This window comes from Vibrio sinaloensis (genome assembly GCF_000808535.1).
Lineage (GTDB): Bacteria > Pseudomonadota > Gammaproteobacteria > Enterobacterales > Vibrionaceae > Vibrio > Vibrio sinaloensis_D.
Genome location: NZ_JWLV01000001.1, coordinates 703,306 through 715,877 on the forward strand (window position 1 = coordinate 703,306; position 12,572 = coordinate 715,877).

Annotated in this window: 14 protein-coding genes; 6 read left to right on the forward strand and 8 right to left on the reverse strand. The window is 46.5% G+C overall.

All coding sequences use genetic code 11. From position 1 onward, the window contains the following. Nucleotides 1-13 precede the first annotated feature (13 nt). The gene (locus tag RJ47_RS03055) at nucleotides 14-901 is read left to right on the forward strand and encodes a LysR substrate-binding domain-containing protein (RefSeq protein ID WP_039481266.1); all 888 of its coding nucleotides are present in this window, start codon (nucleotides 14-16) and stop codon (nucleotides 899-901) included. Nucleotides 902-969: 68 nt separating this feature from the next. Here RJ47_RS03055 and RJ47_RS03060 read toward each other — a convergent pair whose 3' ends face one another. Further along, nucleotides 970-2,184: an MFS transporter gene (locus RJ47_RS03060; RefSeq protein ID WP_039481268.1), complete on the reverse strand. Its 1,215-nt coding sequence runs from the start codon at nucleotides 2,182-2,184 to the stop codon at nucleotides 970-972. A 91-nt stretch (nucleotides 2,185-2,275) separates the two neighbouring features. On the opposite strand from RJ47_RS03060, the gene RJ47_RS03065 reads away from it, so the two are divergent. Next, complete coding sequence (locus RJ47_RS03065; protein ID WP_039481270.1) at nucleotides 2,276-3,964, forward strand: ABC transporter substrate-binding protein; 1,689 nt, start codon at nucleotides 2,276-2,278, stop codon at nucleotides 3,962-3,964. A gap of 21 nt (nucleotides 3,965-3,985) precedes the next feature. Here the strand turns inward: RJ47_RS03065 and RJ47_RS03070 are convergent, their stop codons facing one another. From RJ47_RS03070 to RJ47_RS03080, 3 genes are all read right to left on the reverse strand, one after another. Then, the gene (locus tag RJ47_RS03070) at nucleotides 3,986-4,798 is read right to left on the reverse strand and encodes a substrate-binding periplasmic protein (RefSeq protein ID WP_039481273.1); all 813 of its coding nucleotides are present in this window, start codon (nucleotides 4,796-4,798) and stop codon (nucleotides 3,986-3,988) included. 140 nt (nucleotides 4,799-4,938) lie between these two features. Then, a complete protein-coding gene (locus RJ47_RS03075) occupies nucleotides 4,939-5,427 on the reverse strand; it encodes a hypothetical protein (protein ID WP_039481276.1) in 489 nt (162 codons plus the stop codon). Between the two features lie 29 nt (nucleotides 5,428-5,456). Then, nucleotides 5,457-5,969 carry a nicotinate-nicotinamide nucleotide adenylyltransferase gene (locus RJ47_RS03080; RefSeq protein ID WP_039477521.1) on the reverse strand — a complete coding sequence of 171 codons (513 nt, stop codon included), beginning with the start codon at nucleotides 5,967-5,969 and terminating at the stop codon, nucleotides 5,457-5,459. A 170-nt stretch (nucleotides 5,970-6,139) separates the two neighbouring features. On the opposite strand from RJ47_RS03080, the gene nadE reads away from it, so the two are divergent. Continuing rightward, complete coding sequence (gene nadE, locus RJ47_RS03085; RefSeq protein ID WP_005470232.1) at nucleotides 6,140-6,967, forward strand: ammonia-dependent NAD(+) synthetase; 828 nt, start codon at nucleotides 6,140-6,142, stop codon at nucleotides 6,965-6,967. A gap of 243 nt (nucleotides 6,968-7,210) precedes the next feature. Further along, on the forward strand, nucleotides 7,211-7,759 hold the full coding sequence (locus tag RJ47_RS03090; protein ID WP_039481279.1) for a hypothetical protein: 549 nt from the start codon (nucleotides 7,211-7,213) through the stop codon (nucleotides 7,757-7,759). 28 nt (nucleotides 7,760-7,787) lie between these two features. Here the strand turns inward: RJ47_RS03090 and RJ47_RS03095 are convergent, their stop codons facing one another. From RJ47_RS03095 to RJ47_RS03100, 3 genes are all read right to left on the reverse strand, one after another. Next, entirely contained in the window at nucleotides 7,788-8,567 is a 780-nt protein-coding gene (locus tag RJ47_RS03095; RefSeq protein WP_039481282.1) for a substrate-binding periplasmic protein, read from the reverse strand. Nucleotides 8,568-8,706: 139 nt separating this feature from the next. Continuing rightward, nucleotides 8,707-8,958 carry a hypothetical protein gene (locus tag RJ47_RS21535; RefSeq protein WP_072036311.1) on the reverse strand — a complete coding sequence of 84 codons (252 nt, stop codon included), beginning with the start codon at nucleotides 8,956-8,958 and terminating at the stop codon, nucleotides 8,707-8,709. Nucleotides 8,959-9,085: 127 nt separating this feature from the next. Continuing rightward, nucleotides 9,086-10,015, reverse strand: a complete 930-nt coding sequence (locus tag RJ47_RS03100) for a carbamate kinase (RefSeq protein ID WP_039481285.1) — start codon at nucleotides 10,013-10,015, stop codon at nucleotides 9,086-9,088. A 347-nt stretch (nucleotides 10,016-10,362) separates the two neighbouring features. Between RJ47_RS03100 and RJ47_RS03105 the strand changes: the two genes are divergently transcribed. Continuing rightward, nucleotides 10,363-10,914, forward strand: coding sequence for a DUF924 family protein (locus RJ47_RS03105; protein ID WP_039481289.1), 552 nt, complete (start codon nucleotides 10,363-10,365; stop codon nucleotides 10,912-10,914). 33 nt (nucleotides 10,915-10,947) lie between these two features. After that, nucleotides 10,948-11,925, forward strand: coding sequence for a D-2-hydroxyacid dehydrogenase family protein (locus RJ47_RS03110; protein ID WP_039481292.1), 978 nt, complete (start codon nucleotides 10,948-10,950; stop codon nucleotides 11,923-11,925). A 73-nt stretch (nucleotides 11,926-11,998) separates the two neighbouring features. Here the strand turns inward: RJ47_RS03110 and hutZ are convergent, their stop codons facing one another. Further along, on the reverse strand, nucleotides 11,999-12,529 hold the full coding sequence (hutZ, locus tag RJ47_RS03115; protein WP_039481295.1) for a heme utilization protein HutZ: 531 nt from the start codon (nucleotides 12,527-12,529) through the stop codon (nucleotides 11,999-12,001). Nucleotides 12,530-12,572: the final 43 nt, after the last annotated feature.

The following is a 12,572-nucleotide window of genomic DNA, read 5'->3' on the forward strand; positions in this document are numbered from 1 at the left end:
GAAAAACTAACAGATGAAAAAATACGCCCCACTCAAATCTCTTTACTCGTTTGTCGCTGTTGCTGAGTCAGGCAGCATGACCGAAGCCGCCCAAGCTCTTAGCGTAAGCCACTCTGCCGTGAGCCAAGCGATCAAATCCCTCGAGAGCCAACTTGGTCAGTCGCTGTTTCAACGGGTGGGCAGAAATGTGGTGCTAAACGCCAGTGGACGCAAATATTATAAGCAGATAGCGCCAGCTCTTGAGCAAATCGTCAACGCGACTCAAGAGATGATCGCAGACAAACAAAGCCATCGCTTAACACTCAATATGGTCAACTCGCTCGCTATGCATTGGTGGATACCGCGAGTAGGTCGTCTCAATGAGTTTGCGCCCCAACTCGACATTCGTATTTCTACCTTAACGGGCAGCTTTGCCATGGAATATGAAGGGGTCGATGTAGCGATCATCCACGGTAAAACCGATGAATGGCAAGACTATTACTGTGAGAAGCTAGCAGAAGATGAGCTCGTTATGGTCGCGAGCCCTGAACTACTCGAAAAAGCCTCGACGCCGCAAGCGCTGCTCGCTCACTACCCTGCGATCATCGCCGCAAATGAACGACGCAAACATGACTGGCAAGTCTGGTGTGAGCATCACCAACTGCCTATTCCAGATAGCACTTACAATCTTAGCTTCACTGCCTCGGTACAAGCCGTGCAAGCGACGATTCGACGTCTCGGAGTGTTCGTCACCCATAGGCAGTTCATTCGCGATGATGTCGAGCATGGATCGCTTGTCGAGGTAGGAGAACCCGTACTCAACCCGCATCAAGATTTCTACTTTGCTTGCTCGCCAGACAAACTGAAAAATGAACACGTGCTCCTACTCAGACGTTGGTTGCGAGACGAGTTTTCCTTGTAGCGGGACATCTGGTCAGGGTTAACGCTCGCTTAACCCGAACAAATCCAGCGGAGCAGCCTGATAGCTCGCTAACGAACGGCCCTGACGCCAGTAAACATGAGCGTCATCGCCACCAATAACTGAACAACAAAGCAGACCACAAACAACCACTCAACGCCCACAGCGGATGCAATGTACCCCGAACTGGCTAATCCAATAGGCATCAACAGCTTAAACAGCGAGCCAGTTAACCCCGTTACGCGGCCAAGGTATTGCTCATCAAAAGCTTCTTGGCGGTAACTCCATATACAGATACTGCTGTACAAACCAATTGCTGAAATCCAAAAGAAAGAGATTGCCAAGCTCACCACATTCGGCAAAAAGAGCGGGATGACAAAACCTATTGCTTCTAGCGCTATCGACGCAATTAACAACCAGCCCAAGCCCAATCGCTGCCTAACTTTATCGGCGCTAAATGAACCGACTAGCCCACCGATTCCGGATGCAGCAATCAAGTAACTCACTTCCACCGCATTCAGTGCAAGATCTGCTTTGGCATAGTAAATCGCTTGAATCCAAAATACAGCACCCGTGGTATTGATCACCATCACGGCCAACGTAATGGTCCACATATTTTTCTCTGCTCTTAGGATTTTCCAGCCCTCTTTTAGCGCTGAAAACACCGGTTGGTGATGGACTGAAGATGACGCAGAGTAGTCCAATCTTTCTAATTGCCAATAGGCGATCAGCAGCATCACCCCGACACCAATAAAGACATTATGGATCGCTGACATCAACATTAAAGCGCCAGATAGGACAGGTCCTACCGTCTCCATAAAGCTATTGAGTGAGCTCATTCTCGCTATGGCCGTATTTTGTGTTTCTGGAGCCAACGCTCTTTTCATCATCGACATGCGTGCGTTGTGGTAACCGTAGTTAAACGCCATCATAAAAAACGCCGACGGGAACAGGATCCAAAGAGGATTGGCCATCCATTCCACCGCCAAGTAAGACGTCAACACCATCGCGGCTTGACCAAACAGCATCACTTGAGACCACTTCTTCTTGTTGACCCTATCCACCCAAACGCCAATAAATAGAGCCAACACCAGATTTGGCATAAACTCGACCGCGCGCATCCAACCCATCACTTCAGATGATTGAGTAAGCTCATACACTAAAAGCGGCATCGCGAGATTGTAGACCTGCGCACTAAACGCGACAAACAGCGTGCTGGCAAAGAGAATTTGAAATGAGCGATTGCGCCAAATAGACCCGCGTTGTGCTGCAGTTAACGTATCCATGTTTCGTTCCTTTTTTCTTCAACTGACTGCGCTATTATTTGCCGAGAAAAGATGAAGAAAAATAGAAATATCTAAACAGGATTTCACCTTTATGCGCTATTGGAAGGCTCTCGCTTTTTGTCAGGAACACCTGTCTCAAACAGATTGGAACCCCGTCTCGCTCGATCATTTTAGTCAAGCAATGGGATGCACTCGCCGCAACGCCCAGCTCCTAATTAAACGACTGATTAAAGAGGAGATCATTGAATGGAAACCTGGCATCGGCAGAGGTAACTTACCTGTTTCACGCCGACTAAAAATGCTTGAGGAGCGGCTAACTCGTCACGCATTACATTTGATTGAGCAAGGTAAAGTGGAAGACGCGTTGACGCTGGTGAGCCTAGCGAAACGAAATCAGTTTCTGAGTGAGTACCTAGAACGCTATCAAACCGTCCAATCAGACCATCATGTGCTCAAGATTCCGTTTTATCGCGGAACACACGATTTGGATCCCATTGGAATAAACCGCCGCACCGAGCAGCACATCGCCGATCACCTTTATGCCACGTTACTTAAAGCCAGCGACACTGAAGGCAGCTATCAAGGCGATCTTGCTCATTCGTGGACATTGGACGGCAACTCCCTACGTATTACCCTGCGTAAAGGGCTCTGTTTTCATGATGGCAGTCCCTTGTTAGCACAAGACATCAAAGCCCACTATGATCGTTTGATGGCGTCAGACTCCATCTCGAAACAGATGTACCGCTTCATCGATCGTGTTTCGGTGACTGGTCCATATTCACTGACATTTGTTAGCCTTTCTCTTCCTTCATTGTTACCTAAGCTGCTTGCCAAAGGTGCCATGGGTATCTGTAAACAAGAGCAAGGACGCCTGATCGGAAGTGGACCGTTTATCCTCACGCAGCAAACAAAATGGCTGACAAGCCTCAAAGCCAACCCTCGCTACCATGGATATCGCCCTTGGATTGATGGGATCGAAATTTGGAACGTCGGTGACAAGGCCACAGATTTTGAGCTAAACAGCGACGTCGTTCATGGCAGCCACCTGAAAAAGAGCCGCCACGGTTTTACTCAGCACCACCAATGGGAGCGAGGCTGTGTACACGCCATGCTCAACCCTTACCGACACCCTTGGATGTTGCGCCGCCAACACCGTCAATGGTTGCAGTCCATTCTTGTGACGATGAGCCCACCAAACGACGAACAGTGCGAAGAAATTGCCCAAGCACGGGGCATGCTTTCACAACCAAGCGAACAAACGACACACCGCGAAGACAAGGTTCAGCATTGGAATGCCCCACTACCAAGCAAGCCACTGATTATCATGACTTACCAACTCGCGACACACATCGCTGTGAGTAAACAAGTGGTAAAAACGTTCGAATCTTTTGGTCTCAGATGTGAATTAAAGATATTGGAATATCCAGAGTTTAACTGTGAAAAAACGCTCGCTGATGCGGATATTCTTATTACTGGTGAAGTATTCGGCGAAGACTTCGAGATGTCTTGGTTGGGTTGGATACTCTCAACGAACTCTAACGAGGCGTGTCTCAACCAGAAAGACAAGGCATGGCGCGATAAGCAGGTGGTGCAGATCATGTCTCGCCCTACGCTCCGCGGGCGACTGAGTGGCTTTGCCGCCTTAGAGAAAAAACTCATCACACGGGGCATTTATCAACCTCTCTATCATGTGAAGCAAGAGCTCAACATCTCTGACACCGTTAGCGCGCCGGAGCTGTTAGCCAACGGCTGGATAGACTTTAACCAAGTCACTATGTGATTACAGAGTGGATAGAATGGGCTATTGGGAGCGCTGTTGGTAACGAGCCATTACTTCACTGTCGGGTTGGTATTGTGCAATCAACTTTTCTCTTACCCCAGCGCTTCTTAGCTTTTGGTAACTGTTTTTCAGCGCACTGACGACGGCTGGTGATGTTTTATTGCCCGTCACCAACCAAAGCTCTTTGCATAACTGGCGCACTTTCATGACCTCAACAAAGTCGTCTGGGTTGAGTCCATACTGCGCCATTCGGTATGGGTAACTCACGGTGACTAGGGGCGCAAAGTCGACTCTATTCGCCCTAAGTAAACGAAGCACATCTTTGCCCTGTCCAACTTGGATGGTGTTGGTTATGTTGAACTTATCCAAAAGCTCTTCAAAAGAGCTCTCAGCTTGAACACCAAAGCGAAAATTACGCAGCTCTTCAAGCGTATTAGGTGCCACGTTGGGGCCATCTTTGTAGCGATACAACGCCACTTCATAGGGCGACACCTCACCAATCCATTGATACTCATGCTCACGCTCCGAAGTGCGAGATATTGAGAAAAAGAGATTGTTTTCATACATTTGTGTCATACGAATCGCCCGCTTCCAAGGCATAAAATGGACTTGTGCAATCTGCATTGGGATTGATTGAGAAGCGTCACGGACGAGGGCTTGTACAAAATTGGTCACGTACCCCTCAGGGCGGCCTTGTACCTTAACTTGTAGAGGAGGGAATTCTTGTGTGTAGAGGTTCAAATGAACAGGATCTGCAAACGCAGAAGCACTGAGTAAAGTCGCACTTAACAGCATGCTTATTTGAAAAAATAGAGAGCGAACCAAACCAAACATAAGCCAACATAATTTATAAGATTATTATCATTATGTTTACACTATAAAGGAGCAAATTAAGTATGCCAATTATCAATAGGTCTAACCACTTCAACGATTTGAAGTCGAGCTGTTGGTGATTTTTAGCTAGGTCGCTTTGACTAAAACGGCAATTCAATTTGCATCATTACATCGCCATCATATTTGTCATGCCAGCGGTAATCGAGCCGCATTCTTGGCTCTCCTGCACTCTTTTTGCCAAACCCGACACTAAGAAGCAGACCGTGGCTCAATATCCACTCTTCGGTATCCATGGCGTGCAAGCGATTTTCGAGCTCAGTCGGTACCCAAACACCGACACCCACGTAGTTTGAGGAAAGGGCGCGCGTGAGAATCGGATTGGTTTCGCTTTTTAACACCCAATCGTCCCAATAGGTGTCATAGCCTTTATCATCATCGAAATCGACAATATCTAAAAAATCGTCAAATTTATTGGCTGTATACTCAATCCCTTCAAGGAGTGAAAAACACACGCCAGAGGGAGAATGAAACATGACCGACTCCTCGAACTGTTTCGTCTCATACATCTCGCATGCCTGTGCAGAGGCAGTCAGCAAACTTACCAGACCAATCGCTCTTACCGCATTCATTCACACCTCAAATATATCGTATAACAGCCCTAATAATACCCAGATTCGGCCAACTTTTGCCACACTCTCTTAGTGGTCAATGACGAAATATCCTCTCCCGCCTTAATGCCGTCACGAATGTCCGTGCTTCGCACTTTTACCTTTTCGGGGCATGCCATTACTGTCCAGCGACTGAGTATTTTGTCAGCATTGTAGAACTTAGCAAAATTCAAAAGATTGTCAGGCCCCATGACAAAAGTTAGCTCGCAATTTTCGTACCTTTTTTCAAGTGCCTCTAAAACTGCAAAGGTAGTCACGCTTTTTCCCGGTAGGAATAACTGCTCTTCGATGTCGGAACGTTCAACATTCTCTAGCGCTAAATCCTCAATAAACGCATCCACCAACTCACAGCGTATGGCGTAATCCAACATCTCTTTTCCCCAAGCATGGGCAATACTCGGCAGTAACAGCACTTTGTCGAAGTGGGCTAATGACTCGATAACACTTTTGTGACCTAAACTTGGTGGATTAAACGCACTGCCAAAAACTGCGATTTTGCTCATTTTTTCCCTTATTTTATGCTGAAAACTGTGATCACAGTTTTCTATTAGTTGTATTTAGGTATCATGTCAGTCTGTCATCTTACGAGATTACTTTATCAAAAAGTTCATCTCTTAAGATGACTCAGTATGATGACAAATTTTAACTTTATTGCTTGCAGGAAGGAAACAGAATGGAACAGTTGATTCGCGACGAGATGCGCGTACTGCCATCGATTGACCCTCAATTTGAAATTACGCGTCGTGTCGACTTTATCAAACGCAAATTGCAGGAAGCAGGATGCAAATCCCTTGTCCTTGGTATCAGCGGTGGCGTTGACTCTACTACATGTGGTCGTCTGGCGCAGCTTGCGGTCAACCAACTCAATGAAGAAACCGACGGTGGCTACCAGTTCATCGCTGTTCGTCTCCCATACGGTGAACAAAAAGATGAAGACGAAGCGCAGTTGGCGTTAGGCTTCATTCAGCCAACACATTCCGTGTCGGTAAACATCAAACAAGGCGTTGATGGCATTCACGCAGCAACCAATACTGCGCTTGAAGGCACAGGCCTAGTTCCTGAAGATGCTGCCAAAATAGACTTTGTAAAAGGGAACGTAAAAGCGCGCGCTCGCATGGTCGCGCAATACGAAATCGCTGGGTACGTCGGCGGATTGGTACTGGGCACGGACCACTCAGCGGAAAACATTACGGGTTTTTACACTAAGTTTGGTGACGGCGCGTGCGATTTGGCCCCGCTTTTTGGCTTAAGTAAGCGTCAAGTACGTGAAGTGGCAGCAACATTGGGGGCGCCTGAGTTACTGGTTAAGAAAGTACCAACCGCTGACCTTGAAGAGCTAGCCCCTCAAAAAGCGGATGAGGATGCGTTAAATCTTACTTACGATCAAATCGATGACTTCCTTGAAGGAAAGCCGGTTTCTGAAGAAGTGACGCAGCGCTTGGTTCATATCTACAAAGTGACTCAACACAAACGTCAGCCTATCCCGACAATTTACGACTAAACAACACGGGCAAACTTGCATGGTGAGTTTGCCCTGTCTCCTCCCCCACACCAACGTCACGTTAAGCCGCCCACAAACTAACCATATGCTGACGTTTATCTCTAGCTACTTTTATTCGTTTTATCTAAAATACGCCGTATGAGCCTAGCTCAGTGTCAATTCGTCCCTGAAACTAAAATAACCTTGCTGCCATAACGCTTGGCTGCGTCATCTTGTTTTTGACAGTAATAAGTGTGTTGATTTATGGATCAAGATAAGTTCACGAATATCTATCGATTGCCAACGGCGATTCAAATTCGAATCGGCAAATGGCAACAAACGTTCAACGGCACCTCAGACTTGGTCATGCACCAAGCTATCGACGTGCGCAACAAACAGTTTCGTAAACCCGACTACTTCCCCAGTGGCTGGTGCGTCAAATTGTTCGACAAAGATGATATTTCCATTACTCACCACGGTAAGTACATCCAAACTGCCATGCGCACAATGATCGATCGTAAGATCTCTTATAAACGCATCTATTTATCTAGATTGCCGCTAGAGGTTGCTGAACCTGGCTTAGTTGCTTTTAAGCAAGAGTGGATTGCCAAACACAATCGCGTGGCAAAGAAATACAATCAAATTAAGAAAAAGCAGTTCATTCGCTTAGCACTGGAAGAGCAAGAAACCCTCTACCCTTCTTTGGAAAAGGGCGAGTTTGACCGAGCGCTATGGAACAAACTGGTGACGTCTGAATTGGGCAATCCAAAGAAATTCGATAATCCTTACTTCGTCAAGAAGGCAAAAGTATAGTTAACCAGAGCAGCCAAGTGCTGCTCTTTTAGTATTTTGCCAATATCTCTTCATAAAGGGTCATCCCTGATTCGCCTTGCGTTGACTTCAACAAATCTAGCCCTCGTTGCAGTTTCTCAACCACATCGGTAGATGTCGATTTGTTAAACGCGAAGTAAACCTCTCCCTCTCGAACGATATAAACTGGCTGAAACATTTCAGGATCGACATTTACCTGTCGTGACCACCAGAATGCTGCTCTTTGCGAGTAAACCAAGAGATCGATGCGCTTTTTCATTAATTGCTCAGCTAAAACCGTCACGTAAGAAGCCTCTTGCATCGAGTCACGAGGAATTCCCATTGCCAACAGACTTTGCTCACCAATATCGTCACGGATCACGCCAATTCGGTAACTGGCCATGTCCATTGGTTTTTCTATCTCTATGCCAGAATCTTTGCGCGCTAAAACAACTACCTTGATGTCAGCGATTGGGCCAGCCCACTGGAACAGGTTTTCTCTGTGTTCGGATCGCGTGGTCGAAAACAGTACCGAGTTTTCCTGAGTAAGCACTCGCCGATAGGAACGTGCCCAAGGCTGCAAAGTCAATTGATTCATCTCGATCGGTTCGCCAACAAGGCGGCTCGCCTCAAGTAAAATGTCGACCGCATAACCGGTTATGCTGTCATTAACGAGAAAGTTAGCAGGCGGATAGGATTCCGTAAAAAACGATAAGTTTCTAAGATCGTCTTTGTCTTGGCTCCAAGCCGAAATCGGTATCCATAATAGCACCGCGAATAAGAGTTGACGGTAAGCTCGCAGATTGACCATAACCCATTCTCCTTTGACACGCCTGTTATAAACGTAGCTCAGAAGAAGCGAGTACAAAAGAAAGTGTGATGAATATCTCTCAATTGAGTTATTGAATTGAAGAACTACTCAGCACGAAACCACCAGAGGGCAAAGTAGATTAAGTCGCTAACAGTCCATTTTTTGATAGCGCTCGTTTGACGCTGCTGCACATTTTTCCAAACCGTCGTATTTCATCGAAATGAGGTGTGATGCCACGGGCCATAGCCGATTCCCAATACGTCAGCTCAGAGTCGACCATTTCCAGGAGTTTTTTCGGACACCCCTGACAGCTTCCCTTCAATCCACAAATAAAGGTTTCCGGCTCGTAGAGTGGAAGCGTTGACTTTACTTGTTCAATAATGGAACGCATCGCAGTAATTCGGTCAGGCTTTGGGGTGGTCGCGCTCAAACTTCACGTTGTTTGGTGAGAATCAAAAACGCGCATTATAGGTATTGGCCAGCCAAAGCCAATACCTATTGTGAGTAGATTGTGCAGATTAGTAGTATTCGATTCCTTCGCCTTGCGTGACTAACGTACCCGCCTGCTTGTTGATCACCTTATCTAGCTCAAACAACGAACCAATCGCCGCTTCACCGCGACCTGATTCGACAAATTTACATACAGCATCGACTTTTGGTCCCATTGACCCTGCCGGGAACGTAAACTCAGACAAGCCTTTCGGCGTTGCGACCTTCATCTCTGCTTGGTCTTCTTTGCCGTAGTTGCGGTAAATAGAACCGTCGGTGAGGATGACAAACAGGTCCGCATTGATTTTTTCAGCAAGAAGTTCAGCGGTGAGATCTTTATCGATGACGCACTCTACACCAACGCTATGCCCCTCTTCGATGGAGACAGGCACGCCACCACCACCACAGGCGATCACAACGTTGCCTGAATTGAGCAAGGTTTCAATCTGTTCGACTTCCACAATATCTTGTGGCATTGGCGAAGGCACGACGCGTCGGTAGTATTCGCCGTCTGCTTTAAACTGTTTGTCGCTTGCTGCCATGATCTCTTGTGCTTTGGCTTCGCTGTAGACAGGGCCAACAAACTTAGTCGGGTTGGCAAACGCTGGGTCTTGCTTGCTCACTTGAGTTTGTGTCAGCAAGGTCGCAATACGTAAACTCGTATCACAGTTGCGCAGTTCTTGCTGAAGCATATACCCCACCATGCCACAAGTCTGAGAGCCAAGAACATCCATTGGGTAAGGGGTTGTCTGTGGAGAATACTCTTGGTAAGCCGCGTTTTGCTCCATCAATAACCCCACTTGAGGGCCGTTACCATGCACAATAACAACTTGGTGTTCGCCAGCAATATCCGAGATATTTTTCGCTGCTTTTTGAATATTCTCACGCTGGTTTTCTGCTGTTAATGCTTGACCACGAGCAAGCAGAGCATTGCCCCCTAACGCTAATACGATACGCATAAACCTACCCTCCAGAGTCGGCAAAAATGATTGGAAAATTAATAATTTTGTTCGGAGGAGAGATTAAATAAATACGACCAAATAAATCGTGATAATTATCGACAATATTTAGAATGAATAAACTAGGATATTAATCCAAACAATTAACCAATGAATATATTTTCTTTTTTAAATCTATTTACGACGATTTCCTTGTTAAATAGCCCTATCTAATGAATAGTTAGTTGACTGAAACTGCGTCGAGGGCGCAGTTTTTTATTCGGGTTCTTAAACTAAGTCACATTATGGTTTATCGTTAAGTTTGCTCAGCAATAATTATCCGACAGTTATTCAGTATGGGAGACAATATGGACACAGCAACAAGCCCAGAGATCGTGCTCAAGTTCTGGTTTGAAGAACTCGAACCGAAAGATTGGTTTATGAGTAACGACGAGGTTGACCAGATGATTACTGATCGATTCGAACCATTGCTCAAAAGCGCTGCTCAATCAGAGCTTTACCCGTGGAGAGCGACAGCAGCAGGAAGGCTGGCCGAGATCATCGTCCTCGATCAGTTTTCACGCAACGTGTACCGCAACACGCCTCAAGCGTTCTCTCAAGATCCACTTGCCTTAGCACTTGCACAAGAAGCGATTGGATTAAAACTTGATGACGAGCTATCGATAACTGAAAAGTCATTTTTGTACATGCCTTTTATGCACAGTGAATCAAAGATTATTCACCAAAAAGCCGTCGAACTGTTCAGCCAAGATGGATTAGAGAATAATTATGACTTTGAAATAAAACACAAAGTGATCATCGACAAGTTTGGTCGTTACCCGCATAGGAATGCTATTTTAGGCAGAGAAAGTACGGCTGAAGAAATAGAATTTTTAAAACAACCAAACTCCAGTTTTTAATATAATACGTCAGTTGAAAATAAGGACAGCCCATTGAAAATCGCAATTTTAGACGATTACCAAGACCAAGTACGGCACCTCAGTAACTTCACAATGCTTAAGGAGCATGATGTTACGGTGTTTACTGATACGCTAAATGATATCGACGCACTCGTAGACAGGCTCGAAGCGTTTGATGCCATCATCTTGATTCGTGAACGCACCGTCATCACGGATGAACTTCTATCGCGTCTGCCCAATCTAAAGCTCATCAGTCAAACCGGGAAAATCAGTAACCACCTCAATCTAGACGATTGCACTCGCCATCGCGTTGCGGTCGCAGAGGGCGTAGGCTCCCCTATTGCGCCTTCTGAACTCGCATGGGCACTGATCATGGCAACCGCTCGGCGCTTACCCAACTACATAGGTAACTTTAAGCGCGGACAGTGGCAGCAATCCGGCGAACTTGGGCTAGGTACGACCTTAAACGGCAAAACGATGGGCATTTGGGGATTTGGCAAGATTGGCCAACGACTCGCTAAGTACGCCCACGCGTTTGAGATGGACGTTGTAGTTTGGGGTAGCGAAGCATCAAGGGAAAAGGCGGTTAAATCCGGTTATCGCGCCGCAGAAAGCAAGCAGGCGTTTTTTAGCCAATGCGATGTCATTTCACTGAACCTAAGACTGAATGAGGCGACTCGGCATATTGTCACTCAGCTTGATCTTGACGCTATGAGGGCGGACTCTATGCTCGTCAACATCAGTCGAGCGGAGCTTATCGCCCCCAATGCGCTCTATCAAACCTTGGTGAAGCACCCGACAAAGCTGGCGGCAATCGATGTGTTTGAACAAGAACCCGCCAATGAGCACAGTGAGCCGCTGCTAACCCTACCTAATGTGGTGGCAACGCCCCATCTCGGATATGTAGAGAGAAATAGCTACGAGCTTTATTTTCAATGGGCATTTGAAAACGTCGTGAAATTCTCGGCAGGCACCCCGGAAAATATCGCCAATCCGAAAGCTCTAAACTAAGAGCAAGCCACTGGGGAGTCTGAAAAGGGGCTAAGCGCCCCTTTGTGGTCAGTTAGCCGGTATGGATAGACACTTAAGCGTTGGAGACTTTTTTGTGCCCATCTTGTAGATGAACAAAATCCACGAGATCATCGCCTGAAACTTGGTACGCTTGACCAAATCCTTTTACAAACAAGCCTTGCTCTGGCTTCATGTTAAACAGTACAAAATCTTGCAGTTGGCTTAAGCCATCAATGATTTCACCGAACCGTTGTTGCATCTGTTTGATCACTTGTTGCCACTGCTGTGAATCTCGTTCAACAACGCTAGCAACGGCATCAAATGTGAGACGTTTACGAGCAAAGAGTTGCTTTGAGCTCTCTTCATCCTCAATCATCATAATGGAAACGCTTGGGTTAACTTGTAAGTTGCGCGCATGACGGGCAATTTCCGAAATCAGCACAAAATATCCATCCTGATTTTGAACAAAAGGGGCATAGCTGACATTTGGTCGACCCTGTTCATCAACGGTCGCTAGTTGTAGGGTACGACGCTCTTGGCGAAACTCCTGAATTTCTGGCCCCAGTCGACCTTGCAGACGCTCTTGTTTTACTTGTTGATCCATTATTGACTCCTGACTTCTTTCTACTGAGAGAGATGGCTCTCGC